At 63.1% G+C, this 25,689-nt stretch carries 29 protein-coding genes and 1 riboswitch; of the genes, 22 read left to right on the top strand and 7 right to left on the bottom strand.

The window, feature by feature from the left end:
• Positions 1-61: 61 nt before the first annotated feature.
• The 3 genes from QYE47_RS25865 to purM are packed head-to-tail and all read right to left on the bottom strand — an operon-like array spanning position 62 to position 2,492.
• On the bottom strand, positions 62-772 hold the full coding sequence (locus QYE47_RS25865) for a DUF3108 domain-containing protein (RefSeq protein ID WP_010952720.1): 711 nt from the start codon (positions 770-772) through the stop codon (positions 62-64).
• Between the two features lie 8 nt (positions 773-780).
• Positions 781-1,434, bottom strand: a complete 654-nt coding sequence (gene purN / locus QYE47_RS25860; RefSeq protein WP_070384241.1) for a phosphoribosylglycinamide formyltransferase — start codon at positions 1,432-1,434, stop codon at positions 781-783.
• Positions 1,434-2,492: a phosphoribosylformylglycinamidine cyclo-ligase gene (purM, locus tag QYE47_RS25855; protein WP_003252437.1), complete on the bottom strand. Its 1,059-nt coding sequence runs from the start codon at positions 2,490-2,492 to the stop codon at positions 1,434-1,436. Before purM ends, purN begins: the two co-directional genes overlap by 1 nt.
• 320 nt (positions 2,493-2,812) lie before the next feature.
• Here purM and QYE47_RS25850 point away from each other — a divergent pair, with 320 nt between their 5' ends.
• The 20 genes from QYE47_RS25850 to QYE47_RS25755 all read left to right on the top strand — a co-directional run bounded on the left by QYE47_RS25850 (position 2,813) and on the right by QYE47_RS25755 (position 20,292).
• The gene (locus QYE47_RS25850) at positions 2,813-3,880 is read left to right on the top strand and encodes a DUF2066 domain-containing protein (RefSeq protein ID WP_014592101.1); all 1,068 of its coding nucleotides are present in this window, start codon (positions 2,813-2,815) and stop codon (positions 3,878-3,880) included.
• 12 nt (positions 3,881-3,892) lie between these two features.
• Positions 3,893-4,966, top strand: a complete 1,074-nt coding sequence (locus tag QYE47_RS25845; protein WP_014592100.1) for an AI-2E family transporter — start codon at positions 3,893-3,895, stop codon at positions 4,964-4,966.
• Between the two features lie 167 nt (positions 4,967-5,133).
• Entirely contained in the window at positions 5,134-5,841 is a 708-nt protein-coding gene (hda, locus tag QYE47_RS25840) for a DnaA regulatory inactivator Hda (RefSeq protein ID WP_003252443.1), read from the top strand.
• Positions 5,842-5,968: 127 nt separating this feature from the next.
• Positions 5,969-6,607: a C40 family peptidase gene (locus tag QYE47_RS25835; RefSeq protein ID WP_003252444.1), complete on the top strand. Its 639-nt coding sequence runs from the start codon at positions 5,969-5,971 to the stop codon at positions 6,605-6,607.
• A gap of 141 nt (positions 6,608-6,748) precedes the next feature.
• A complete protein-coding gene (locus QYE47_RS25830; RefSeq protein ID WP_014592098.1) occupies positions 6,749-7,282 on the top strand; it encodes a C40 family peptidase in 534 nt (177 codons plus the stop codon).
• A 122-nt stretch (positions 7,283-7,404) separates the two neighbouring features.
• A riboswitch (cobalamin riboswitch) is annotated at positions 7,405-7,626 on the top strand.
• 119 nt (positions 7,627-7,745) lie between these two features.
• Positions 7,746-8,357 carry a cob(I)yrinic acid a,c-diamide adenosyltransferase gene (gene cobO / locus QYE47_RS25825; protein ID WP_070384240.1) on the top strand — a complete coding sequence of 204 codons (612 nt, stop codon included), beginning with the start codon at positions 7,746-7,748 and terminating at the stop codon, positions 8,355-8,357.
• Positions 8,354-9,649, top strand: a complete 1,296-nt coding sequence (locus QYE47_RS25820) for a cobyrinate a,c-diamide synthase (protein ID WP_070384239.1) — start codon at positions 8,354-8,356, stop codon at positions 9,647-9,649. Before cobO ends, QYE47_RS25820 begins: the two co-directional genes overlap by 4 nt.
• A complete protein-coding gene (gene bluB, locus QYE47_RS25815) occupies positions 9,646-10,296 on the top strand; it encodes a 5,6-dimethylbenzimidazole synthase (protein ID WP_010952728.1) in 651 nt (216 codons plus the stop codon). Before QYE47_RS25820 ends, bluB begins: the two co-directional genes overlap by 4 nt.
• Complete coding sequence (cbiB, locus tag QYE47_RS25810) at positions 10,293-11,201, top strand: adenosylcobinamide-phosphate synthase CbiB (RefSeq protein ID WP_070384238.1); 909 nt, start codon at positions 10,293-10,295, stop codon at positions 11,199-11,201. Before bluB ends, cbiB begins: the two co-directional genes overlap by 4 nt.
• The gene (gene cobD, locus QYE47_RS25805; RefSeq protein WP_070384237.1) at positions 11,194-12,189 is read left to right on the top strand and encodes a threonine-phosphate decarboxylase CobD; all 996 of its coding nucleotides are present in this window, start codon (positions 11,194-11,196) and stop codon (positions 12,187-12,189) included. Before cbiB ends, cobD begins: the two co-directional genes overlap by 8 nt.
• Positions 12,186-13,640: a cobyric acid synthase gene (locus QYE47_RS25800; RefSeq protein ID WP_070384236.1), complete on the top strand. Its 1,455-nt coding sequence runs from the start codon at positions 12,186-12,188 to the stop codon at positions 13,638-13,640. The genes cobD and QYE47_RS25800 overlap by 4 nt, the downstream gene beginning before the upstream one ends.
• 1 nt (position 13,641) lies before the next feature.
• Positions 13,642-14,163 (top strand): bifunctional adenosylcobinamide kinase/adenosylcobinamide-phosphate guanylyltransferase, encoded by a 522-nt coding sequence (gene cobU / locus QYE47_RS25795; protein WP_014592093.1) that lies wholly within the window; start codon positions 13,642-13,644, stop codon positions 14,161-14,163.
• A complete protein-coding gene (gene cobT / locus QYE47_RS25790; RefSeq protein WP_019436759.1) occupies positions 14,160-15,215 on the top strand; it encodes a nicotinate-nucleotide--dimethylbenzimidazole phosphoribosyltransferase in 1,056 nt (351 codons plus the stop codon). The genes cobU and cobT overlap by 4 nt, the downstream gene beginning before the upstream one ends.
• Entirely contained in the window at positions 15,212-15,778 is a 567-nt protein-coding gene (locus QYE47_RS25785) for a histidine phosphatase family protein (RefSeq protein ID WP_301159565.1), read from the top strand. The genes cobT and QYE47_RS25785 overlap by 4 nt, the downstream gene beginning before the upstream one ends.
• A gap of 1 nt (position 15,779) precedes the next feature.
• Positions 15,780-16,502, top strand: a complete 723-nt coding sequence (locus tag QYE47_RS25780) for an adenosylcobinamide-GDP ribazoletransferase (protein ID WP_070384235.1) — start codon at positions 15,780-15,782, stop codon at positions 16,500-16,502.
• Positions 16,503-16,727: 225 nt separating this feature from the next.
• Complete coding sequence (locus QYE47_RS25775; RefSeq protein WP_081343632.1) at positions 16,728-17,843, top strand: glycoside hydrolase family 5 protein; 1,116 nt, start codon at positions 16,728-16,730, stop codon at positions 17,841-17,843.
• Between the two features lie 62 nt (positions 17,844-17,905).
• Positions 17,906-18,310, top strand: coding sequence for a MarR family winged helix-turn-helix transcriptional regulator (locus QYE47_RS25770; protein ID WP_014592088.1), 405 nt, complete (start codon positions 17,906-17,908; stop codon positions 18,308-18,310).
• Positions 18,311-18,381: 71 nt separating this feature from the next.
• Entirely contained in the window at positions 18,382-19,575 is a 1,194-nt protein-coding gene (locus QYE47_RS25765; protein WP_172830959.1) for an MFS transporter, read from the top strand.
• On the top strand, positions 19,572-19,694 hold the full coding sequence (locus QYE47_RS25760; protein ID WP_010952738.1) for a hypothetical protein: 123 nt from the start codon (positions 19,572-19,574) through the stop codon (positions 19,692-19,694). The genes QYE47_RS25765 and QYE47_RS25760 overlap by 4 nt, the downstream gene beginning before the upstream one ends.
• 46 nt (positions 19,695-19,740) lie before the next feature.
• Entirely contained in the window at positions 19,741-20,292 is a 552-nt protein-coding gene (locus QYE47_RS25755) for a glutathione peroxidase (protein WP_014592086.1), read from the top strand.
• Between the two features lie 143 nt (positions 20,293-20,435).
• Here the strand turns inward: QYE47_RS25755 and QYE47_RS25750 are convergent, their stop codons facing one another.
• Positions 20,436-20,696, bottom strand: coding sequence for a DUF2798 domain-containing protein (locus tag QYE47_RS25750; RefSeq protein WP_014592085.1), 261 nt, complete (start codon positions 20,694-20,696; stop codon positions 20,436-20,438).
• Positions 20,697-20,810: 114 nt separating this feature from the next.
• Between QYE47_RS25750 and QYE47_RS25745 the strand changes: the two genes are divergently transcribed.
• Positions 20,811-21,740, top strand: a complete 930-nt coding sequence (locus QYE47_RS25745; RefSeq protein WP_014592084.1) for a LysR family transcriptional regulator — start codon at positions 20,811-20,813, stop codon at positions 21,738-21,740.
• A gap of 42 nt (positions 21,741-21,782) precedes the next feature.
• Here QYE47_RS25745 and QYE47_RS25740 read toward each other — a convergent pair whose 3' ends face one another.
• The 3 genes from QYE47_RS25740 to QYE47_RS25730 all read right to left on the bottom strand — a co-directional run bounded on the left by QYE47_RS25740 (position 21,783) and on the right by QYE47_RS25730 (position 24,166).
• Positions 21,783-23,063 carry an OmpP1/FadL family transporter gene (locus QYE47_RS25740; protein WP_012053441.1) on the bottom strand — a complete coding sequence of 427 codons (1,281 nt, stop codon included), beginning with the start codon at positions 23,061-23,063 and terminating at the stop codon, positions 21,783-21,785.
• A gap of 146 nt (positions 23,064-23,209) precedes the next feature.
• Positions 23,210-23,692 carry a hypothetical protein gene (locus QYE47_RS25735; protein WP_003252489.1) on the bottom strand — a complete coding sequence of 161 codons (483 nt, stop codon included), beginning with the start codon at positions 23,690-23,692 and terminating at the stop codon, positions 23,210-23,212.
• A 249-nt stretch (positions 23,693-23,941) separates the two neighbouring features.
• Positions 23,942-24,166, bottom strand: coding sequence for a hypothetical protein (locus QYE47_RS25730; protein WP_010952743.1), 225 nt, complete (start codon positions 24,164-24,166; stop codon positions 23,942-23,944).
• A gap of 949 nt (positions 24,167-25,115) precedes the next feature.
• Between QYE47_RS25730 and QYE47_RS25725 the strand changes: the two genes are divergently transcribed.
• The gene (locus tag QYE47_RS25725) at positions 25,116-25,535 is read left to right on the top strand and encodes a tetratricopeptide repeat protein (protein ID WP_014592081.1); all 420 of its coding nucleotides are present in this window, start codon (positions 25,116-25,118) and stop codon (positions 25,533-25,535) included.
• The last annotated feature ends 154 nt before the right edge of the window (positions 25,536-25,689 follow it).

Raw genomic sequence — 25,689 nt, 5'->3', positions numbered from 1 at the left:
CTTCGCAACAAAGAAAAGCCCCGCACAGGGCGGGGCTTCGGGTGTTGCAGGCGGTGCGCGATCAGTTGCCCTTCACCGGCTTGCCATCGACCGTGCCATCCTGCAGCACGATCACGTACTCCTTGCCATCGGTCTCTACCTGGCGCAGTTGCACCAGCAGGTAGTCCCAGTTCTTGGCAAACCACAGCTCGGTGATGCGCTTGCTCTGGCTGGGATCGCGCACGCGCTCGACCTTCACGGCATCGACCTGGCCGGTCTTGGTGGTGACCTTTTCGGTGCCCAGCACGCGGAAGTCGTAGGTGTCGATCTCGTCGCCGTCCACCACCTGGTAGGTCATGCTCTTCTTGCCTGCGGCCACGTCGTGCTGCAGGGCCAACTGGTAGGAGGACTTGTCCAGTACGCCGCGGTTCAGTGGCAGGCTGACGGCATCGCCACGGTCGCTGCCGGTGATCTTCTTGGTGCTCCAGTCGAAGTCCAGGTCGACCTTCTTGGCCTTGCCCAGGCCGCCGCGCTCGAAGTGATACTTCTGCGGCAGCAGGGTGTCGTTTTCCAGGCGCAGGGTGCTTTGCTCGGTCAGGCTGGCGATCATCATGGAAGCCTTGAAGTTAAGGTCCCAGGTGCCGTTGGCATTTTTGACCAGGCTGCGCTCGGCGGTGCCGCTCATGGGCAGCTGCTTCCAGTCGGCGGTGTAGCTTGCCGAGAACGGCTTCAGATCAGCTGCCTGGAGGGGCAGGGCGAGCACGGCGAGAGCCAAGAGCAGGGCGCGACGCATAAATTCTCCTAGGATCGAATCAAGTGACCGCTGGCCGCCAGTGGCTGGCCGTCCAGTAATGCACCCTGTTCGCCAAGACGCAAGCGCCCTTCAGCGAACCAGCGCACCGCCAGTGGGTAGATCAGGTGTTCCTGATGGTGTACCCGCTGTGCCAGGCTTTCGACGGTGTCATCAGACGCCACCGGTACCACAGCCTGTACGACCAGTGGGCCGCCATCGAGTTCCTCAGTCACGAAGTGTACGCTGCAGCCATGCTCGGCGTCGCCAGCTTCCAATGCCCGGCGATGAGTATGCAGGCCCTTGTACTTGGGCAGCAGCGACGGGTGGATGTTGAGCAGGCGGCCCTGATAGTGGCGCACGAAGCCGCCACTGAGGATGCGCATGAAACCGGCCAGCACGACCAGGTCCGGGGCAAAGCCGTCGATGCGCGCCATCAGCGCGGTATCGAAGGCTTCACGGCCGTCGAACTGGGTGTGGTCGAGCACGACGCTGTCGATGCCGGCCGCTGCGGCGCGTTGCAGGCCGTAGGCATCGGCGCGGTTGGAAACCACCGCGCGGATACGCACCGAGCTGTCCTGCCCTTGGCAACTGTCGATCAGGGCTTGCAGGTTGCTGCCGGAGCCCGACAGCAGTACCACTACATTGCAGGTCTTGCTCGGCATCAGTGTGCCTTGAGGTTCTGCAGCTCGACCTGGGCAGCGCCTTCGGCGGCTTCGGCGATATGGCCGATTACCCACGGTTGCTCACCGGCGGCGCGCAGTTCGTTCAGGGCGGCTTCGACCTGGTCCTGGGCCACGCAGATGACCATGCCCACGCCGCAGTTCAGTACGCGGTGCATTTCGTGCTCGTCGACGTTGCCCTTTTCCTGCAGGAAGTCGAACACCGCCGGGCGCTGCCAGCTGGCCACGTCAACCACGGCCTGGGCGTTTTTCGGCAGTACGCGCGGGATGTTGTCCAGCAGGCCACCGCCGGTGATGTGGGCCATGGCCTTGACTGCGCCGGTGTTCTTGATCAACTGCAGCAGCGGTTTGACGTAGATGCGGGTCGGCGCCATCAGCAGGTCGGTCAGCGGCTTGCCGTCCAGCTGGGTGTTCTCGATGTCGGTAGCCGACACTTCGAGGATCTTGCGGATCAGCGAGTAGCCGTTGGAGTGCGGGCCCGAGGACGGCAGGGCGATCAGCGCGTCACCGGTGGCAACCTTGGAGCCGTCGATGATTTCGGCCTTTTCCACCACGCCTACGCAGAAGCCGGCCAGGTCGTAGTCTTCGCCTTCGTACATGCCAGGCATTTCGGCGGTTTCACCACCGACCAGCGAGCAGCCGGCCAGTTCGCAACCGGCGCCGATGCCGGTGACCACAGTGGCAGCCACGTCAACGTTCAGCTTGCCAGTGGCGTAGTAGTCGAGGAAAAACAGCGGCTCGGCGCCGCACACGACCAGGTCGTTGACGCACATGGCGACCAGGTCCTGGCCGATGCTGTCGTGCTTGTTCAGGTTCAGCGCCAGGCGCAGCTTGGTGCCGACGCCGTCGGTGCCGGAGACCAGCACCGGCTGCTTGTAGCCGGCCGGGATCTCGCAGAGGGCGCCGAAGCCGCCCAGGCCACCCATGACTTCAGGGCGTGCGGTGCGTTTTGCCACGCCCTTGATGCGTTCGACCAGTGCTTCGCCGGCGTCGATGTCTACACCGGCGTCCTTGTAGCTCAGGGAGGGTTGCTTGCTCATTGATCCAGGCCTTTAGGAGGGAGGGATTCTTAAAAACGACCATGACGGCCAAGGCCGGCTGATAAGCGGCGGCGGTCTGAAACGTCAGTGGTCTGTGAAGGCGCGCGATTTTATCAGGGTTGCCGGGCAGCGGCCATCCTCAGGCCGACGGGCAGGGCGGTAATTGTTGAAAAAAGCTGGAGGGTGGTTGATGCGGTTGCATGTGTATAAGCTGCAAGCTACGAGCTTCACGCTGCACGACAATGCAGCCTGGCACTCGGCCTGCTTTTTCTTGCAGCTTCAAGCTTAAGGCTTGAAGCTCGACTGGACAGGAATCCTCCATGCGTTTGTTCAATATTCTGGCAGCCGGTTGCCTGGCCCTGATCTCGGCCACTGCCCTGGCTGAAAATGTCCCCGGCCTTTATCAGGTGCGCGAACCGGTCACCGGGCCGGGCGCCGAAGCCCGTACAGCAGCCACAGTCAAAGCCCTGGACACGTTGGTGCAGCGTCTGACCGGTGACCCTAAGGCCGTGCAGAGCCCTGCATTGGCCGAGCTGCGCAAGGACCCACAGCAAATCATCAACCAGGTAGGCAGCGAAGCCGGCCCGCCCGAGTCGGTAGTGGTCGAGTTCGACCCAGGTAGCACCGAACGGGCTTTGCGCAAGGCTGGCCTGGCGCTATGGGGCAGTAACCGGCCCTCGATACTGGGGTGGTGGTTGAACGACACCGTTGAGGGCAGCAACCTGGTCGGTGATGGCCAGGCCAGTGCCCAACCCCTGCGCCGCGCCGCCCAGCACCGTGGTCTGCCGTTGCGCTTGCCGCTGGCCGACTTGCAGGAGCAACTGGTCGCCAATGCCAAGCAGATCGAAGGCAACGATCCGGCGCCGCTGCGCGACGCTTCCGAGCGCTACGGCGCCGATGCTTTGCTGGCGGTACATGCCCAGGAAGCCGACGGCAAGTGGCGGGGCAAGTGGCAGCTGTGGCTGGGCGACCAGCGTGAGCAGGGCACTGCCGAGGGCGCCGACCAGGCCGCCTTGGCTGACGCGGTGATGATGGCGGTAAGCAGCCGCCTGGCGCCGCGCTACGTTACCCGGCCGGGAGCCAGCAGCCAGTTGCAGGTGCAAGTGCAGGGCATGAACCTGCAGCGCTATGCCGAGCTGGCCCGCGTGCTGGAGCCCTATGGCCCACGCTTGCAGGCGGCTGAAGGCACTACCCTGACCTACGGGGTTACGGGCAATCGTGAACAGCTACGTGCCCAGCTTGGCCTGGCCAAGCTGCAGGAAGTGCCGGTCGAACAGGCACCGCCGGTGCCGGCCATGCCAGCACCGGCAGTGGACGCCGCTGCCGGGCAGCCCGCGCCTGCGCAGCCAGCACCCAAGCCGTTCGACGGCTTGCGTTTTCGCTGGTAAGGGGCGCTTACCGTGACTGACATGCGTCGCTGGATCTGGCTGGGCGCTGCACTACTGATCGCTGTGCTGCTTTATAGCCTGCACAATATTCTTACGCCGTTTCTGGTCGGCATCATGCTGGCCTACCTGGCCGACCCGCTGGTCGATCGTCTCGAGCGCCTGGGGCTTTCGCGTACCTGGGGTGTGGTGGTGGTGTTCGGCCTGTTCACCCTGTTGCTGTTGGCGTTGTTGCTCGTGCTTGTGCCGATGCTGGCCAAGCAGTTGGTGCGCCTGTACGAGTTGGCGCCGCAGATGCTCGACTGGCTGGAGCATGTCGCGCTGCCGTGGGTACAGGGCCGCCTTGGCCTGGCCGATGGTTTCTGGAAGTTCGACAAGATCAAGGCCGCCATCGGCGCGCACATGGGGCAGACCACCGATATCGTCGGCATGCTGCTGTCCCAGGCCACTGCCTCAAGCCTGGCGTTGGTGGGCTGGTTGGCCAACATGGTGCTGATCCCGGTAGTGGGCTTCTATCTGCTGCGCGATTGGGACTTGATGATGGGCAAGCTGCGCGGCCTGCTGCCGCGCCAGCGCGAGCCGCAAGTGATGGGCCTGGCAGGTGAATGCCATGAAGTGCTGGGGGCATTCGTGCGCGGGCAACTGATGGTGATGCTGGCCCTGGGCGTCATCTATTCAGCCGGCCTGATGCTGGTGGGGCTCGAACTCGGTCTGCTGATCGGCATGCTTGCAGGCCTTGCGGCCATCGTGCCGTACATGGGCTTCATCATTGGCATCGGTGCCGCGCTGGTGGCCGGCCTGTTCCAGTTCGGTGGCGACCTGTACCCGATGCTTGGCATCGTTGCGGTGTTCATGGTCGGGCAGGCGCTGGAGGGTATGGTGCTGACTCCTCTGCTGGTGGGCGATCGCATCGGCCTGCACCCTGTTGCGGTGATCTTTGCCATCCTCGCCGGGGGTGAACTGTTCGGCTTCACCGGTGTGCTGCTGGCGCTGCCGGTGGCGGCGGTGATCATGGTGCTGCTGCGGCATGTGCATGACCTGTACAAGGAGTCGGATATGTACGCCGGGAATATCGACCCGGAGCTTTGAACGCCCCGAGCGTGGTTTGTCCTGCATCCGCCGCTCGCTTGTGCAGCGCAACTTGTTGATTTTGCTTGCCCTATCTGCAGTCGAGATTGTGCGCCCCGCGTTGCGGGTATAGACTTTGCAGATTGTTCACCAAAGGCCCCCAGCGGTCCCGTCGACCGCCCGCGAGCATGAAACCACCGATCCAGTTGCCCCTGGGTGTGCGCCTGCGCGATGACGCCACCTTCATCAACTACTATCCGGGCGCCAATGCTGCGGCATTGGGTTACGTCGAGCGGCTATGCGAAGCCGACGCCGGCTGGACCGAGAGCCTTATCTACCTGTGGGGCAAGCAGGGTGTTGGCCGTTCCCACCTGCTGCAGGCCGCCACCCATCGCTTCCAGCAACGTGGCGAGCCCGCTGTCTACCTGCCGCTGGCGCAATTGCTCGACCGTGGCGTAGAACTGCTCGACTACCTGGCCCAGTACGAACTGGTGTGCATCGACGATCTGCATGTGATCGCCGGCAAGGCGGATTGGGAAGAGGCCATGTTCCACCTGTTCAACCGCCTGCGCGACAGCGGCCGACGCTTGCTGCTGGCTGCCTCGGCATCACCGCGTGAGCTGCCGATCAAGCTGCCGGACCTGAAGTCGCGGTTGACCCTGGCGCTGGTGTTCCAGATGCGCGGCCTGTCCGACGAAGACAAGCTGCGCGCCTTGCAGCTGCGAGCTTCGCGCCGTGGCCTGCACCTGACCGACGAAGTCGGCCATTTCATCCTCACCCGCGGCGCGCGGAGCATGAGCGCGTTGTTCGACTTGCTCGAGCGCCTCGATCAGGCATCGCTGCAGGCACAACGCAAGCTCACCATTCCGTTTCTCAAGGAAACCCTCGGCTGGTAACCCCCTGAAAACCCTGGGCCAGAGCGGTAAAACAAAAAAGTCACATCTTTTTCGATAAAATTTGCAAATGGCCATGATAGAGGGCATAGTTTCACCCTTCTAAAGGATTACAGACACGGTCGTGCCCATGCTGAAGCGCTTCGCACCCCTCGTGCCACTCGCACTCGTGACCCTGCTTTTTGGCTGCGCGGCCCAAGGCCCGGTATCCCAGCCCCAGGATCACACCCCGATCACTGCACAATCGGCAATCAACGCCAAGGCTTCTTCCTCGTCGGTATTCGGCGAGCCGGAAGAGCTGGCCACCGAAGATGACCTGGCGTCTTTCTCCGGCAGCAAGCCTTACCAATTGCCGGTTCTGGCTGACAGCATTCTCGAGCGCGGCATGTCGTTGATCGGCACCCGCTACCGCTTCGGTGGTACCTCGGAAAAGTCCGGCTTCGACTGCAGTGGCTTCATTGGTTACCTGTTCCGCGAAGAAGCGGGCATGACGCTGCCGCGCTCCACGCGTGAAATGATCAACGTCGATGCGCCGAAAGTGGCCCGCAACAAGCTCAAGCCAGGTGACTTGCTGTTCTTCAGCACCAATGGCCGCGGCCGGGTAAGCCATGCCGGCATCTACCTGGGTGACAACCAGTTCATCCACTCCAGCAGCCGCCGCAGTGGTGGTGTGCGCATCGACAGCCTCGGTGATCGTTACTGGAGCAAGACCTTCATTGAAGCCAAGCGAGCCTTGGCCATGGCGCCGACCAACATCGCGCGCAACTGATATCAAAATGATGTACCCTGCCGCGGCGGTGATGCTTTGAAAAAAAAGCACACCGCCGTGCGCATTTACAGAAAGCGTCTAATCTAAATTCTCAACTCTTTTCGGCTGCAGCGCAGCGGTCTCAGACAGGATGTTCTGGCCATGGTAAAGATGGCGCGCTTCGCATTTCTCTCCTTGGCAGCCTTGCTGGCTGCATGCTCCAGCCGTGCGCCTGCGCCGGCCCCTGTGGTACAGCCGCAGGTTACCTATAGCCAGCCCAGTCCTTCACCGATTGCCGATGACGTGTTGATCCGCGCCATTGGTCTGGTTGGCACGCCCTATCGTTGGGGCGGCAATACGCCGGACTCCGGCTTCGACTGCAGCGGTCTGATCAAGTATGTGTACCGTGATGCTGCTGGCATCAGCCTGCCGCGCTCGACGCGAGAGATGATTGTCATGCGCGCACCGACGGTGGATGTCAGTTCGCTGCAGTCTGGTGACCTGGTGTTCTTCGCCACCAGTGGGGGCTCGCAGGTCAGCCATGCCGGCATCTATGTCGGGGACGGGCGCTTCGTGCATGCACCTTCCACCGGTGGCACCGTGCGCCTGGACTACCTGTCAAACAGCTACTGGGCCAAGGCCTACCTGCAGGCCAAGCGGGTGATTCCGCAAGGGCATCTGGCACAGAACCCTTGATATCCATGCCTGTTTAGCGGCCCCCTCGAGCTCGGGGCCGATACCGGCTGCCTGGATTCAAGGTGTTTTGCTCACCTGCCAGACCACCCGCTTCGATTGACGCTCCCGGTGCAACCCTCTAACCTTCGCGGCGTGTTTCAGGTGCCCTGCCAGCCCCGACTGGGCAGGGTGAAACTGGGAAGCCGGTGGGCGCCAGCATGGCGCGATTCCGGCGCTGCCCCCGCAACGGTGGATGAGTAAAAGGCCGCGCAGGGCCACTGGATGCCAGCATCCGGGAAGGCGCGCAGGCCAGGGCCAAGGCCCACTCACAAGCCCGGAGACCGGCCTGATACTGCCAACGGCATCACGGAGGGTGATGCGCGGTGCACCGTGGCGCCCAGCCATGGCCTCTGCGCGTTCTCCGTTTGCCTGCCTATTACCTGTCGCCGCGCATTGCCGTGGTGCCAGCCAGCGGAGAACCCTGATGAGCGATTCCACCGAACGCGACGAACGCCACCTGGCGCGCATGCAGCGCAAGAAGGCGGTCATCGACGAACGCATCGCCAATTCCCCTAACGAATGTGGCCTGCTGCTGGTGCTGACCGGCAATGGCAAGGGCAAGAGCAGTTCGGCCTTCGGCATGCTCGCGCGCGCCTTGGGCCACGGCATGCAATGCGGTGTGGTGCAGTTCATCAAAGGCCGCAACAGCACCGGTGAGGAGCTGTTCTTCCGTCGCTTCCCCGAACAGGTGCGCTACCACGTGATGGGCGAGGGCTTTACCTGGGAAACCCAGGACCGCCAGCGTGACATCGCTGCTGCGCAAGCCGCCTGGGCGGTGTCGCGCCAGCTGCTGCAGGACCCGGGTGTACAGTTCGTGGTGCTGGACGAGCTCAACATCGCCCTCAAACATGGTTACCTCGATCTGAACCAGGTACTGTCCGACATTCAGGCCCGCCCGCCCATGCAGCATGTGATTGTCACTGGCCGCGCTGCGAAGCCCGAGATGATCGAACTGGCCGACACCGTGACCGAAATGGGCATGCTCAAGCACGCCTTCCAGGCCGGTATCCGCGCACAGAAAGGCGTCGAACTGTGAGTCGATCGCGGCACTGCCCCGCCGTGTTGATCGCGGCGCCGGCCTCTGGCCAGGGCAAGACTACCGTCACTGCTGCGCTGGCCCGCCTGCACCGCAACCTCGGGCGCAAGGTGCGGGTGTTCAAATGCGGGCCCGACTTTCTTGACCCGATGATTCTCGAACGGGCCAGTGGCGCGCCGGTGTATCAGCTGGATCTGTGGATGATCGGTGCCGAGGAAAGCCGTCGTCTGCTGTGGGAAGCTGCTGGCGAGGCTGACCTGATCCTCATCGAAGGGGTGATGGGGCTGTTCGACGGCACCCCGTCAAGCGCCGACCTGGCGCGCCACTTTGGCGTGCCGGTGCTGGCGGTGATCGACGGCACAGCCATGGCCCAGACCTTCGGCGCCCTGGCCCTGGGCCTGGCGCGGTACCAGGCCGATCTGCCGTTCGCCGGCGTGCTGGCCAATCGGGTAGGCAGCCTGCGTCATGCGCAACTGCTTGAAGGCAGCCTGACCGAGGGCTTGCGCTGGTATGGCGGCTTGTCCCGCGAGCGCGGCATCGAACTGCCCAGCCGCCACCTGGGCCTGGTGCAAGCCAGCGAGCTGAATGACCTGGACACCCGCCTGGACGCTGCCGCCGAAGCGCTGGGCGCCAGTTGCGATGCGGCGTTGCCGCCGCCAGTAAGTTTTGCCGAGCCGGAACCGCAAGCCTGCGTTGCCTCGCTGGCCGGTGTGCGCATTGGCGTGGCGCAGGACGAGGCGTTCGCCTTCATCTATGGCGCTAACCTCGACCTGTTGCGCAACCTGGGTGCTCAGCTGGTGTTCTTCTCGCCGCTGCACGACCACGAACTGCCGGCGGTAGACAGCCTGTATCTGCCGGGTGGTTATCCTGAGCTGCATCACCATGCGCTGGCCGCCAACGCACCGATGTGCGAGGCGATCCGCGCCCACCACGCGCAGGGCAAGCCATTGCTGGCCGAGTGCGGCGGCATGCTGTACCTGCTCGATGCCCTGACTGACGTGGCCGGTGAACGTGCCGAACTGCTCGGCCTGCTGCCGGGTGAGGCCACCATGCAGAAGCGCCTGGCTGCCCTGGCGCTGCAGGCGGTGGAACTGCCGGAGGGGACCTTGCGCGGTCACACCTATCACCATTCGCTGACCAGCACTGCGCTGGAACCGATTGCCCGGGGTCTGAGCCCCAACGGCGGGCGTGGCAACGAGGCGGTTTATCGTCTGGGCCGGCTGACGGCCTCTTACGTGCACTTCTATTTCTCTTCCTGCCCGGATGCGGCGGCGGCGCTGTTGCGACCATGAATGATCACGCCTATAGCGACGCCGAGCGCGCCGCCATTTACCGGGCCATCGGCGAGCGTCGCGACATGCGCCATTTTGCGGGTGGCCAGGTGGCACCCGAACTGCTTGGCCGCTTGCTGGCCGCCGCGCATCAGGCACCCAGTGTCGGGCTTATGCAGCCGTGGCGATTTATCCGCATCACCCAGCGTGACCTGCGCGGGCGCATCCAGGCCTTGGTGGAGGCGGAGCGGGTACGCACGGCCGAGGCGTTGGGCGAGCGATCCGATGCCTTCATGAAGTTGAAGGTGGAGGGCATAAACGATTGTGCCGAGCTGCTGGTGGCGGCCTTGATGGACAACCGCGAGCCACACATCTTCGGCCGCCGCACCCTGCCGGAGATGGACCTGGCCTCGCTGGCTTGTGCCATCCAGAACCTGTGGCTGGCCGCGCGTGGCGAAGGGCTGGGCATGGGCTGGGTGTCGCTGTTCGACCCGCAGGCGCTGGCCGCGCTGCTGGGCATGCCCGCCGGAGCCAAACCGGTGGCGGTATTGTGCCTTGGGCCGGTCGCCGAGTTCTATCCGGTGCCGATGTTGGTGCAGGAAAGCTGGGCCGAAGAGCGGCCCCTGAGTGAAATGCTTTACGAAAACCAATGGGGAGAGCGTCAATGAGCGTGGCCTTGCTGACCGTGGCCGGGGTGGCCCTGGACGCTATGCTGGGCGAACCACAGCGCCGCCACCCCTTGGTGGCGTTCGGCAACATGGCCGGCAACCTGGAGCGCCGCCTGAATGCGGGCGGGCGCGGCTGGCGCAGCCACGGCGTGAGCGCGTGGTTTCTGGCGGTGGTGCCGCTTACCCTGGTGGCGCTGGTCCTTTCGTGGCTGCCGTATATTGGCTGGCTGGTTGACGTGCTGGCGCTTTACTGCGCCGTGGGGCTGCGCAGCCTGGGCGAGCATGTGCTGCCGGTGGCCAACGCCTTGCGCCAGGGCGACCTGGCGGAGGCACGGCACCGCGTTGGCTACCTGGTCAGCCGCGAAACGCGCGAACTGGACGAGCCAGCAGTGGCCCGAGCGGCGACCGAGTCGGTGCTGGAGAACGGCAGCGATGCAGTGTTCGCCGCGTTGTTCTGGTTTGTGGTGGCCGGTGCGCCCGGTGTGGTGCTGTACCGCCTGAGCAACACGCTGGATGCCATGTGGGGCTACCGTAACGAACGTTTCGAGCGTTTTGGCTGGTGCGCGGCGCGCATCGACGATGTGCTCAACTATATACCTGCAAGGCTGGTGGCCCTGACTTATGCACTGTTGGGCAAGACCCGTCTGGCCCTGACGTGCTGGCGCAAACAGGGCCCGCTGTGGGACAGCCCCAACGCCGGGCCGGTGATGGCTGCCGGCGCTGGTGCGTTGGGCGTGACGCTTGGTGGCCCGGCGGTGTACCACGGCGAACTGCATGAGCGGCCGCGTCTGGGCGAGGGGCCAGTGGCCGATGCCGATGCCATCGAGCGCGGCTGGCAGCTGGTGCAGCGCGGCGTGTGGCTGTGGCTGCTGATGATTTGCCTGGGGGCCTATATCAATGCTTGAACATGGTGGCCGCCTGTTACGCGCGGTGCAGCAATACGGTATCCCCCGTGAGCAGTGGCTCGACCTGTCCAGCGGCATTGCGCCCTGGCCATTTCCTGTCCCGCCGATTCCCGTCGACGCCTGGGCCCGCCTGCCGGAAACCGAGGACGGCCTGGAGGACGCCGCGCGCGCGTATTACGGCGCCCGCCAGTTGCTGCCGGTAGCCGGCTCCCAGGCCGCTATCCAGGCCTTGCCGCTGCTGCGCACAACCGCCCGGGTAGGCGTGCTGACGCCGTGCTATGCCGAACACCCTTATGCCTGGCAACGGGCGGGGCACCAACTGCTGGCGCTGGATGAGGCGCAAGTTGAGGCTGCGCTCGACGGCCTCGATGTGCTGGTGCTGGTGAACCCCAACAACCCGACCGGCCAACGGGTGTCGCGCGAACGCCTGCTGGCTTGGCATGCTCGCCTGGCTGCGCGCGGTGGCTGGCTGCTGGTCGACGAAGCATTCATGGACAACACCCCGGCGGACAGCGTGGTGGACTGCGCCGAACGCCCGGGGCTGATCGTGCTGCGCTCGTTTGGCAAGTTCTTCGGCTTGGCCGGCGTGCGCCTGGGCTTCGTTGCCGCCGAACACAGCTTGCTGCTGCGCCTGGCCGAGCTGCTCGGCCCCTGGACCGTCAACGGCCCGACCCGGGTGCTGGCCCAGGCCAGCCTGACCGATCTAACTGCCCAGCGCGCGCAGGCCGAACGCTGTGCTGCTGCCGGCCAGCGGCTTGCGCACGTGTTGCGCAGTGCCGGCCTGGCGCCCAGTGGTGGCTGCGACCTGTTCCAGTACGTGCGAAGCGAGCATGCAGCGCGGCTGCATGAATTTCTCGCCCGGCGCGGCATCCTTGTAAGGCTGTTCGAACAGCCAGCGGCCGTGCGCCTGGGGTTGCCTGCCTACGCGGCGGACGAACAGCGCCTGGCCCAGGCCCTGGCGGCTTATCAGAAGGAAACGGCGGCATGACGACCCTCATGGTGCAAGGCACCACCTCCGACGCAGGCAAGAGCACACTGGTGACCGCATTGTGCCGCTGGCTGTTGCGCCAGGGCGTCGCTGTGGTGCCATTCAAGCCACAGAACATGGCGCTGAACAGCGCGGTGACGGCTGATGGCGGTGAAATCGGTCGTGCCCAGGCGGTGCAGGCCCAGGCATGCCGGCTACAACCGCACACCGACATGAACCCGGTGCTGCTCAAGCCCAACAGCGACACCGGCGCCCAGGTCATCATCCACGGTCGGGCGGTCACCAGCATGAATGCAGTGGCCTACCACGACTATAAAACCACTGCCATGCAAGCGGTGCTGGCGTCTCACCAACGCCTGAGTGCCGCGTACCCGGTGGTCTTGGTCGAGGGTGCGGGGTCGCCGGCAGAGATCAACCTGCGTGCCGGCGATATCGCCAACATGGGCTTTGCCGAAGCGGTGGATTGCCCGGTGATCCTGGTGGCCGACATCAACCGCGGTGGTGTGTTCGCCCACCTGGTGGGCACGCTGGAATTGTTGTCGACCACTGAGCAGGCGCGGGTCAAAGGCTTTGTCATCAACCGCTTCCGTGGCGATATCGCTCTGCTGCAGCCAGGGCTGGACTGGCTGGAACAACGCACCGGCAAACCGGTACTGGGCGTACTGCCTTACGTTACCGACCTGCACCTTGAAGCCGAAGACGGTATCGATGTGCGCCAAGGCGTCAAGCACGCGCGTGTGCTCAAAGTGATCGTGCCAGTGCTGCCGCGTATCAGTAACCACACCGATTTCGACCCGTTGCGCCTGCACCCGCAGGTGGACTTGCAGTTCATCGGCCCTGGCCAGCCGATTCCGGCTGCCGACCTCATCATCTTGCCGGGCTCCAAGAGCGTGCGGGGCGACTTGGCACAACTGCGCGAGCGCGGTTGGGACAAGGCCATCGAGCGGCACCTGCGCTATGGCGGCAAGCTGATCGGTATCTGCGGTGGCCTGCAGATGCTGGGGCGGGAAGTGCATGACCCGCTGGGGCTGGAGGGGGCCGGGGGCTCGAGCCAGGGGCTCGGTCTGCTCGACTATGCCACGGTGCTCGAAGCCGAGAAGCAACTGCGCAATGTGGCCGGCACGCTGAGCCTTGAAGCGGCAACGGTAACCGGTTATGAAATTCATGCTGGCGTTACGACGGGGCCTGCGCTGGCGCAACCCGCGGTCCAACTGGCTGATGGCCGCCATGATGGTGCTGTCAGTGCCGATGGCCAGATCCTCGCCACGTACCTGCATGGCCTGTTCGAAGGCAGCCAGTCGTGTGCCGCGCTATTGCGCTGGGCCGGGCTGGAGGATGTGCAGGTTATCGACTACGAAGCGTTGCGCGAACACGACATCGAGCGCCTGGCCGATCTGGTGGAGAAGCACCTGGACACCGCGCAGTTGCGCCAACTGTGTGGGGTGGCCTGACATGCGTAACCTGATTCTCGGCGGCGCCCGGTCTGGCAAAAGCCGCCTGGCCGAACAACTGGCCAGCGCCAACGGCTTGCCGGTGACCTACATCGCCACCAGCCAGCCGCTGGATGGCGAAATGAACCAACGCGTGTTGCTGCATCGTCAGCGCCGGCCGGATGACTGGGGGTTGATCGAAGAGCCCTTGGCCCTGGCCGCGGTATTGCGCGCCGAAGCGGCCGAAGGGCGCTGCCTGCTGGTGGATTGCCTGACCCTGTGGCTGACCAATTTGTTGATGCTGGAAGATGACCAGCGTCTGGCCGAGGAGCGTGATGCCCTGCTGGCATGCCTGGAACAGTTACCTGGCACCCTTATCCTGGTCAGTAACGAAACCGGTCTGGGCGTCGTGCCCATGGGCGAGCTGACCCGGCGCTATGTCGACCTGGCCGGCTGGCTGCACCAGGCCGTGGCCGAACGCTGTCAGCGTGTCGTGCTGACCGTGGCCGGCCTGCCCCTAATCCTCAAAGGACCTGCACTATGACCCAAGCCTGGTGGCGTGACGCCTGCCAACCCCTCGACAACGCCGCCATGGCCCAGGCTCGCGGCCGGCAGCAGCAACTGACCAAACCTGCTGGCTCGCTTGGCCAACTTGAAGAGCTGGCGATTCAGCTGGCTGGCCTGCAGGGGCTTGAACGACCCACGCTGGATCAGGTCGCCATCACCATTTTTGCCGGCGACCACGGTGTGGTCGAAGAGGGCATCTCGGCCTATCCGCAGGCGGTAACCGGGCAGATGCTATGTAACTTCGTCGGCGGGGGCGCGGCGATCAGTGTGCTGGCGCGGCAACTGCAGGCCAGCCTGGACGTGGTCGACCTGGGCACCATTGACGCGCAGCTGGAACTGCCCGGCGTGCGCCATCTGCGCCTGGGCACCGGTACTGCCAACTTTGCCCGTCAACCCGCAATGACCGAAAACCAGCTGCAAGCGGCCTTGCAGGCCGGTCGCGACAGTGCCCGGCGCGGCGCCGAACAGGGCGCACATCTGTTCATCGGTGGCGAGATGGGCATTGGTAACACCACAGCCGCCGCAGCCTTGGCCAGTGTTCTGCTGGGATGTCCGGCGTCGGAGCTGAGCGGCCCTGGCACCGGCCTGGACAACGCCGGGGTGCAGCACAAGGCTGAAGTCATCGAGAGGGCGCTGCGCTTGCATGGCCTGCGTGCTGAAGACCCGTTGCAGGCACTGGCATGTGTTGGCGGTTTCGAGATCGCGGCGTTGGTCGGTGCCTACATAGGTTGTGCGCAGGCGGGTGTCGCGGTGCTGGTGGATGGCTTTATCTGCAGTGTCGCTGCGCTCGTGGCAGTGCGCCTCAACCCGCAGTGTCGGGCCTGGCTGTTGTTCGCTCATCAGGGCGCTGAGCCCGGGCACAAGGCCTTGCTTGCTGCGCTGCAGGCCGAGCCCTTGCTGGCCTTGGGCTTGCGCCTGGGTGAGGGCAGTGGCGCTGCCCTGGCAGTGCCGCTGTTGCGCCTGGCCTGTGCACTGCATGGGCAGATGGCGACCTTCGCCGAGGCCGCGGTGGCGGACCGCCCGGCATGATCCTCGACTTGCTGCGCCATGGTGAAACGGAACAGGGCGGCCTGCGTGGCAGCCTTGATGATGCCTTGACCGACAAGGGCTGGGCACAGATGCGCCGCGCGGTGGCCGACGGCGGCCCATGGCAGGTGCTGGTCAGCTCGCCGCTGCAACGCTGTGGGCGTTTCGCCGATGAGCTGGGTGAGCAGTTGAACCTGCCAGTACAGCGTGAGCCCGCCCTGCAGGAACTGCACTTCGGTGATTGGGAGGGCCAAAGTGCCGCGCAGATCATGGAGCACCAGGCCGATGCACTGGGCCGTTTCTGGGCCGACCCTTACGCCTTCACACCGCCCAATGGCGAGCCGGTCGAGGCGTTTGCCGAACGGGTGCTGGCGGCTGTCGAGCGTTTGCGCCTTCAGCATGCCGGCAAGCGCGTGCTGCTGGTCACCCATGGTGGCGTGATGCGGCTATTACTGGCCCGTGCCCGTGGCTTGCCCAGGGAGCAGTTGCTGCAGGTCGAGGTTGGCCATGGCACGTTGATGCGGATGGTGCCGGGTGGCGATGGGCAACTGGTCGAGGCGCCCTGAGATGTTGCCGTTCTGGATCGCCCTGCAGTTTCTCAGCAGCCTGCCGGTGAGCCTGCCGGGCATGCCGGCACCGCGTGAGGTAGGGCGTTCGCTGCTGTACTACCCGCTGGTCGGGCTGCTGTTCGGCTTGCTGCTGTGGTTGGCCAGTCATCTGCTACAGGGTACGCCGTCGCCGCTGCATGCGGCTTTGCTGCTGACGTTGTGGGTATTGCTCAGTGGTGCCTTGCACCTGGATGGCCTGGCGGACAGTGCCGACGCCTGGCTAGGTGGTTTCGGCGACCGTGAGCGCACCTTGCGGATCATGAAAGACCCGCGCAGTGGGCCGATTGCCGTGGTTACCCTGGTCCTGGTGTTGTTGCTGAAGTTTTGCGCATTGTGGGTGCTGATCGGGCAGGGCATCGGGGCGCAATTGCTGCTGGCGCCGTTGATCGGGCGGGCGGCGATGTTGGGCCTGTTCCTTTGTACACCTTATGTGCGACCTGGCGGGTTGGGCCAGGCGTTGGCCGAACATATGCCCCGGCGCGCAGCGGGGTGGGTATTGCTGGTTTGTGGGCTGTTCTGCCTCTTACTGGGCGGATGGAGCGTGCTGCTGGCGCTGGCGGTGTTTGCCTGGTTGCGGCATCTGATGTGCCGGCGCCTGGGCGGGACCACCGGTGATACCGCCGGTGCGTTGCTGGAGCTGCTGGAATTGGCCGTCGTACTCGGGTTGGCCCTGGGGCTTTGAGCGCTTGACCTGGACGGCCCTTTAGCGGCTGCTTTGCGGTGCTTTCGCAGCACGCCATAGGTGTGGAGGCGGCAGTAACTTCCGGCAACGGTCCGGTAGCGCCTGCATCTTCTATGTCGGCGTATCCTCAGCCTCCCCCAAGCAACCAGGTAAGCTCCCGTGCGTCACTGGATCTTTGCCAGTCTATTGGTCCTGTCCACCCTCCCAGCCACTGCTGCAGATCTCATGGCGTTCTGGGGCACCCCACGCCACGGCGGCAACAGCTTCAACCGGCTGCCACCCGATCAAGCCTACTTCGATGCCCTGAGGGGGTACGGCGCCACATGGGTGCGGCTGTCGTACGACAAATGGCAACCGGTGAAACGTGATTTCCTCCTCGGCAGCGCCGATACCTATGAAGGCCTGCCCGACGCCGACCTGGCTGTGCTGCGTGCCACCCTCGACCGGGCGCACCAGGCGGGGCTCAAGGTGGTCATCGCGCCACTCTCGCTACCGGGTATGCGCTGGTCGCAAAACAATCTGGGCCAGTTCGATGATCGCCTGTGGCAAGACAAACGCTACTGGTCCCAGGCTGCGGCGTTCTGGCGAGATATGGCGCGCGAACTGAAAAGTCATCCGGCCATCGCGGCCTACAACCTGATCAATGAGCCCGCACCGGAGAAACAGGGTGGCCTGGCTGAACATGCCGAACTCGGGCAGATGCAGCAGTGGTATGCGCAAGCGCAGGGCGGTGCGCGCGATCTGCCCTTGCTGTACCGGCAACTGATAGCGGCAATACGCGAAGAAGACGCTGACACGCCGATCATGGTCGATGCCGGCTGGTATGCAGGCGCAGACGCGTTCGGCTACTGGCCGGCGCCGCAGGAAGACTCGCGAGTGCTGTACAGCGTGCACATGTATGAGCCCTATGCCGCAACCAGTGCGCCGAACATGGCGCGCAAACAGCCCATCGCCTATCCAGGCCCCGTATCTTTTGCCGGGCAGACACAGCTGTGGGATGGGCGGCGAATTGAAGGCTACTTGCGCCAGCCGCTGGCATGGGCCGAGGCCATGGGGCTACCGCTTTCTCGTCTGGTGGTGGGCGAGTTTGGCTGCATGCGCAGGCTGCCGGGTTGTCGGCAGTACCTTGAAGATGTGCTCGTCGTGCTTGATCGTAACCGGTTGCACTGGGCGTTCTATAGCTTCCGTGAAGACAACTGGGATGGCATGGACTACGAACTGGGTACGGCGAAGGTGCCGTGGCGCTACTGGCAAGCGGTCGAGCAGGGCGCGCCAGACCCCTTGGTGCGCAAGGCCACGGTTGAGTTCGAGCCGATCCGCAGGCGCTTGAACCCGGACTGACGCTTCTCTATCCCTTGTGAAACTTCTTGCAACACTCAGTACGCGGGTATATACACGTATCCATGCTGACCAGTGAATGCATCTGTACCCATCTGCGTCGTGCCGCCCGCGGGGTGAGCCGGCATTACGACGAAGCCCTTGCCGGCTTCGGGGTCAATGTCGCCCAGTTTTCCCTGCTGCGGCACCTGCAGCGGCTCGACCGACCCAGTATCACAGCATTGGCCGAAGCCATGGGGCTCGAGCGCAGTACCCTGGGCCGCAACCTGCGTGTGCTGGAGGCGGATGGGCTGGTAGCACTGGGCGAGGGCGACGACCAGCGTAACCGCGTGGTGCTGTTGACCGCGGCGGGTAAGCAACTGTTGCACGTTGCCCACCCGGCCTGGGAGCAGGCCCAGAAAGAGCTGGTTGAACGGCTCGGGGTGGGGCAGCGGGATGAACTGGTGCGACTGCTGGAACAACTGGCCTGATTTGATACGACTATAAGCGGGTATATACCCGCAAACCTTGCGATGTGCTGGAGATAACGACAATGACTTCGGTGTGGCGAACCAGCGGATGGGTGTTGGTGGGGGCGGCCTTGATACTGGCGCTGTCTCTGGGCGTACGGCACGGCTTTGGCCTGTTTCTGGAGCCGATGAGTACTGATTTTGGCTGGGGGCGTGGGGTGTTTGCCTTCGCCATTGCCCTGCAGAACCTGATCTGGGGCCTGGCGCAGCCGTTCGCTGGCGCCTTGGCCGACCGGCTTGGCGCGGCGCGGGTGGTCATCATCGGCGGTATTCTCTATGCCATCGGCTTGATCTTGATGGGCTTGGCTGATTCGCCTTGGTCGTTGTCGCTGAGTGCGGGCTTGCTGATCGGCATCGGCCTGTCCGGCACGTCGTTCTCGGTCATCCTCGGTGTGGTCGGGCGTGCAGTGCCGGCCGAAAAGCGCAGCATGGCGATGGGGATCGCCAGCGCCGCCGGGTCGTTCGGCCAGTTCGCCATGTTGCCGGGCACCCAAGGCCTGATTCAGTGGCTGGGCTGGTCGGCAGCGTTGCTGGTACTGGGCCTTTTGGTAGCGTTCATCGTGCCTTTCGTCTGTCTGCTGCGCGATCGCCCGTTACCCAGTCACGGTGCCGAGCAGACCCTGGGCCAGGCGCTGCGCGAGGCGTGCACGCACTCCGGCTTCTGGTTGCTGGCACTGGGCTTTTTTGTCTGTGGCTTCCAGGTCGTATTCATTGGCGTGCACCTGCCGGCCTACCTGGTTGACCAGCACCTGGCTGCGACCACCGGTACGACAGTGCTGGCCCTGGTCGGCCTGTTCAACATCGTCGGTACCTTCACCGCTGGCTGGTTGGGCGGGCGTATGTCCAAGCCGCGCCTGCTGACCGGGTTGTACCTGCTGCGTGCGGTGGTGATCGTGCTGTTCCTGTGGGCGCCGGTGAGCGAGTTCAGTGCTTACCTGTTCGGCATTGCCATGGGCCTTCTGTGGTTGTCCACGGTACCGTTGACCAATGGGACCGTGGCCACGGTGTTCGGGGTGCGCAACCTGTCCATGCTGGGCGGTATCGTGTTCCTGTTCCATCAGTTGGGTGCGTTCCTGGGGGGCTGGTTGGGTGGGATAGTGTATGACCGCACCGGTAGCTACGACCTGGTCTGGCAGATTTCCATCCTGCTCAGCTTGCTGGCCGCTGCCCTTAACTGGCCGGTGCGCGAACGCCCGGTTTCACGCCTTCAGGCCCAGGCTGTATGAACCGCTACCTGATACGCGGCCTGTTGGCTATTGCCGCCCTGTTGCTGCTGGCACTGGTGTGGTGGGGCTGGCATCAGGGTGGGATGGCGCTGATGCAACTGGGCATGAGTGTGTGTTAGGCGCTACCCTGCAAGCTCAAGGATTGTCATGCGGGAGAAACGAGTCATGCGTGCACATTGGTTGACGGTGCCGGTGCTGGCCCTGCTTGCCAGTACATCGAGCTGGGCTGCAGATTGCCCGGCATTGTTGCAGGGCAGCCTGCCGGAATTGCGCGGCAAGGGGCAGGTCGAGCTGTGCGAGCGCTTTGCCGGCAAGCCGCTCGTGGTGGTGAACACTGCCAGTTATTGCGGTTTTGCCCCTCAGTTCGAGGGGCTCGAGGCGACGTACAAGGAATATCACGAGCAAGGCCTGGAAATGCTCGGCGTGCCGTCCAATGACTTCAAGCAGGAAGACGCTGACAGTGAGAAGACTGCCAAGGTTTGCTATGCCAACTACGGTGTCACCTTCACGATGACCAAGACGCAGGCGGTGCGGGGCAAGGATGCGATACCGCTGTTTGCGGAACTGGCCAGCCAGAGCAGTGCGCCGAAGTGGAATTTCTACAAGTATGTTGTCGATCGCAAGGGCAAGGTGATCGGTAACTTCTCCAGCCTGACCAAACCGGATGATCCCGCGTTCCGCGCCGCTATCGAAAAGGCCATCGCCTCACAGCAGTAACCAGGCTGCGCTTGCTGCGGCGTTTGCTTTTAAGCGCGAGGCAGTTCAGGCGACGCAGATTGCGACTTCAGGAGGCCGAACGCCGTCCTCCTGAAGTCGCGGGATCAAGATCAAGAACAGGAAGTGGCTGGCTGCGGGTCACTTCACCGTACATGCACGGTAATCGCCACCAACCGCACCACCACCGGTCGGACCACCAGCACACACACAAATGCCACCGGCATCGCCAGCTGATAGGCCTTGAGCACATTGCCCAGATACTCAGGGGTAAACCCGGCATTGGCCGCCGTGATTACGAAGCACATCAAAAGCGCCATGATCGACGACATGTAGAACGCGAAAACGTAGGGAGTAGCGACCGGGTGCAATTTACGTCGACTGCGCGACCGGGACAGGTTGCTCATGCGAACTCCTGAAAGCTGAGTGGAAGCGCAGATTAGCAACCTGCACGCCTACAGCTGTAGACCGGCAGCATTGAGTTCTTTATAAAGAAATTCTTACGAATCCAAGCGCTCACCATGGACCTGCTCAACGCCATTCGCTGCTTCATCAAGGTGGTCGAGGCCGGTAGCATCGCTGCTGGTGCCCGTATCCTCGGCCTCAGTCCGGCGGCCGTCAGCCAGAACCTGGCGCGGCTGGAAGGCCACCTGCAAGTACGCCTGCTCAGCCGAACCACGCGCAGCATGGCCCTGACTCCCTCTGGCGCCCAGTATTACGAGCGTGTAAAGCATGTTGAGCGTGATCTGGCCCTGGCCGAACAGGCAGTGACAACACCCGACAGCGAGCCTCAGGGGCGGCTGTGCATTGCCTCGACCTCTGCCTTTGGGCGTCATGTGCTGGCGCCGTTGATACCTGCTTTCAGTGCCCGCTACCCTTTACTTTCGATAGAGTTGGTAACGACTGATCGTCGGGTCAACCATGCCCGTGAAGACGTTGACGTGAGCTTGCGCATTGCCCCGCAACTCGAAGACCAGCTGCTGGCCCGGCGCATCGCCCGCATCCCGTTCATTTGTTGTGCCTCACCCGGTTACCTGCAAAGTGCTGGCGTACCTGCCACGCCCGAGGCCTTGCGCGGGCACCGTTGCCTTGTGTTTCGCTATCCGGTGGATGGCCGCTTCCTGCGCTGGGGCTTCATGCGGGACGGCCTGCGCTTCGAAGCGGAGTTCGGCAGTGTATTGATCAGCGACGATATCGATGCCCTGACCCAGATGGCCTTGCACGATGGTGGCATCACCCGTCTGGCCGAGTTCATCGTGCGGCCGCACCTGGCCTCGGGTGCGTTGGTACCGCTGTTCGAATACTGCGACAGCAGCCAGGCTTATGCCCAGACCGAGCCCATGGACATCTACCTGTGCCTGGCCGATCGCTTTGCCATGACCACCAAGGTGCGCGCTTTCATGGACTACCTGCGCGAATCCCTGGGCGAAAGCTGGCAAGTGCAGGCATGAAAAAAACCGCCACGAAGGCGGTTTTCGTGTAACGCACAGGAATCAGAAGCGGTAGGTGAGGGATGCACCGATACCGTGAGCGCTGTTCTCGTACTTGGCTTGGTAGCTGCCTTTCAACAGCCCTTGTTGTTGCGAGCTTGGCAGGTTGTTGACCTTGGTATCCTCTTCCCACAGATACGAATAGGCAACGTCGATGGTCATGTCATCGTTCGGGCTCCAGCCGGCACCAAAGCTGACCGCTTTACGATCGCCAGTCGGAATGCGTGGCGAGCGATCATGGTTGTTGGTGGGCGACTGGTCGACGGAGAAGCCTGCGCGCAGGGTCCACTCCTTGTTCACCTTGTAGGACGCACCAATGGCGTGGGCCCAGGTGTCGTGCCAGTTCTGCTCTTCGGTGATGGTCTTCAACGGGTAGCCTGCCGGCGCTTCGTTCTCGACGACGATGCTTTCCAGGCGGCTCCAGCGCGTCCAGGTGCTACCCGCATACAGTGTCCAATGGTCATCCAGTTCATGAGTGACCGAGAAGTCCACTGACTCTGGCGTCTTGATCTTCAGGCTGGCGTCGAACTTGCCGTTCAGGCCAAGCTGTGGAATCGGGTAGGAAACGCGGGTATTGCCTTCAAGCTTGTAGTCGACCATCGAGTGATAGGTCAGGCCCAGACGGGTACGGTCCGTAGCTTGCACCAGCACGCCGATGTTGTAACCGATCGCAGTGTCGTCGCCCTTGATCTTGGTCTCGCCGTCAGGGCCATTGGGCCCCAGGAGGGCCTTGCTGCTCAGGTTCGAACCCAGTTCACCCTTGATACGGTTGATAGTCGGGCCAAAACCGATCGACACTTTGTCGTTGAAGGCGTAGCTGACGGTTGGCTGGAAGGTGACAACCTCGACCTTGCTCTTCTTGCCCCAGTAGCGTGCAGCGTCATCGCTACCGTAGTCGGTGATCAGGCCATATGGCACGTAAACGCCGAAGCCAACGCTCCAGTGATCATCAATCGGCTTGACGTAATAGCCCATGGGAACGCCAACGAGAGGCACCATGTCACCATCGGTTTCCCCCCCGAAGTTGCTGCCTGGGCCCGATATGTCGGTCTTGGCGATGACGGCGGCGCCGCCCACGGTGAATTGTTCGCGCTTGAGGCGGGACATGCCGGCCGGGTTGCCATACACAGTGCTGGCATCGTCGGCAGAAGACGAGCGCCCAGCAAAACCGGTTCCCATGCCGCTGATACTTTGTTCGTTCAGCGCGAACCCGGCGGCGAGCAGTTGGCTGGAAGCAAGCGCAACGGCTACGCCGAGGGAGGTTTTGAGCATTACTTTTTTCATTATTAGAAAACTCCTTGGGTCTCCGGGTCGAAAAGCTACCAACAAATCACGCGCTGCGCTATAGGCGCAATCGCAGGAGTTAGAGCGGTTTTGTAGGACAATCCGACCAAAATTCCATTTTTTCCGGGTTACTTGTAGGACGCGTCTCAAGATGCCTGTGGCAATTTCTGATCTATGCAGGCATGCCAGGCATGGGTGAAGTCGCGCAGACGACCCTGGGGGTTGAAAATCTGTCGCCAGATACGCGCCAGTGCCAGCAGATCGTCCGCCGCAGGCAATGGTGTGGCCTGCTCTTCGATGAGCATCCAGGCAATGGCAGTGGAATAGCGCAGGTTGACGGTGAGCTCCAGGTGCGGGCCACCAAGGAAGGCATGCTGGCTGGCCAGGCCGCGGACCAGGCTGGCGAGGTCGGGGTCACGGGCCAGGTATTCGTCCCAGAGCGCCTGGTGACGATGTTCGCCGATGCGGTAGAGGCCGTGCCCGCGTCGGTCGTGCAGGGCTGAGCCGAGTGCTGACTGGCTGGCGGCTATACCCAGTAGCAAGGCTTCGGCGCTGGCGCAGTGACGGTTCAGGTAGACCAGGGTGGGTCGGATCACATACTGACACAATTCATTCGCCGCAATACCCATGATGCCCTCGAGCAGGTAAGGGCCGGACGGGCGCTGGAGCTTGGCAGCTGGTGAATGATCAGGCCCGCCGGGAGCGGAAAGCACCGCTCGAGTTGAAGTGTAGTGTGATAATCGTGGTGTAAAGAGCTGTTTTTAAATCGATTGCTGCCTGATGCTCCGGGCTATATGCCCTAAGGCAATTACGCCCAGAGCGTTCAGGCAGCCTTGCGATCGGATGATTCAGCGCTTGAATACCTCGGTATTCGCCGGTCACGCGGTGAGCGACTGACGCGTCCGGGCGATCACCGCCTGCAGCGGTTCATGGCGGCTGTACTGTTCGTGGTACAGGCGTTCGGTGTGGCAGGCAACGCCGTGTTCGTCTACCAAGGTAAAGCTGAAGCTGCCCTTGCGTGGGGCAACGATAAGGCACTTCAACGGCGAGAAGGCCTGGGAGAGGGTGCCAATGGCAGCCTGAATCTGATGATGAGTTTGCATATTGTTGGAGGTTCCTGCTTTAAACACGGGGGTTATGATCCGTGCATGATAGAAACGTTCCAGTGACGCCTTTATTAAGGGACGAACGAACCTGACTGGAACAGGGCAGCCAGAGGGGGCGCAATCAAATGTAGGCGCTTGGGCTGACTGGTAGGTACTTCGGAAGGCAGGCAGCACGCCGGGGCCAAGGTTCTAGGCCGTCGAGGTGGGATCCTGATCAATCTGTCATGTGATTCGTGCTTGCGCAGCGTAAGGCTGGCGAGTGAATCATTGAATGGGCCGGTCCTTGTTTCAGCAGGGACGCTCTTGGGGGGAGCGAGTCTGCAAGGACGCTTGCGGCCAGAATTGACTTTCAGCTTGGTACTAACGAGGGGCACCTTACCGCAAGTGCAGGTGTTTGGCAAGCGCTACGTTTGTTCAGGTGAGCCGCGCAGTATGGCGCGAATTTTCGTTGCTGGGAAGAGGGGGTAAATGGCCCGAATGCCGGCCGATGTGCCCTTTTCGTGCACCCAAATGGAGGTTTATGGTGCACTTGTTCACATTCGGGGCAGCGCTTGTAACGGCCTGGTAACACCACCCGGCAGCCTCGCCAATGCCTTGACTGCGTGGTTAAGTCAATGAAAAAAAACACTATTTTTAGCTGGTGAAAAAATCGTCAGTTTGACCGAAGCCCCCAATTCACGGGGGTTTGAGGGGTGTGAGAGGGGGTTGTCCACCGAGTTATCCACAGGAACTGTGGATTGTCCCGAGCGCTTGCTCTAGCACGGGCGTGCCAGCAATGGGATGGACTGTCCGACAATTGCCATGCTCCAACAGACTGGTTGGTCATCCACCTGAAAACGTCAAGAAAAGATCATGGAATTTTTTTCAATCCACCAGAAATCGACGGGCCAGGGCGAAAAAAAAAGAGTAGAGTGGCGCGCCTTTCGAGTTACCAAACCTGTTGCTCATGAAGTTTCGCGGTAAAAACCTCGCCAGCCCCGCTGCATCGACACTTGCACCTCCCGCCAAACGCTTTTCCCTGAAAGTGGCCCTGTGGTTGCTCGACAGTCCGCGCCTGGGCGACAACCCTCAGGTCAAGCACCTGGCCGGGCGCTTGTTGAAGCAGCCGGCGCGCCAAGGTGTGGTTGTGGCGCAGAGCCGCCTGGGGCAGATGCTGTGCCGCGATTGTGGCAACGCCCGTGACCGGCGTATAGGCCATGAGCTGCTGCGTCAGGCTGCCCGCGCAGGGGATCGGCGGGCGCAGCTGGAGTACGCTCGGCTGTGTCAGCACAACGAGCCGGAGCAGGCGCGCTATTGGCTTGAGCTTGCGGCAGGGCAGGGGTCGCAGGAAGCGCGGCGGTTGCTGCGACAGTGGTTTCCTGCCTGAGCCTTGTTGCCTGCGCGGGCCCTTTCGCGAGCAATCACCGATGTTCGTCCATCACCGTGGTAGGAGCGGGTTTACCCGCGAATACGGTGGCGGCGGCAACGGTGAACGGCGGGTGGGGATTGGCCAGCAGGGCCGGCCTCTTCGCGGGTGAACC

Source organism: Pseudomonas sp. 2,4-D (genome assembly GCF_030418155.1).
In the GTDB taxonomy this organism is placed as follows: domain Bacteria; phylum Pseudomonadota; class Gammaproteobacteria; order Pseudomonadales; family Pseudomonadaceae; genus Aquipseudomonas; species Aquipseudomonas alloputida.
The sequence above is the reverse complement of the archived record's forward strand: the minus strand, read 5'-3'. Positions and strand labels throughout refer to the sequence as shown.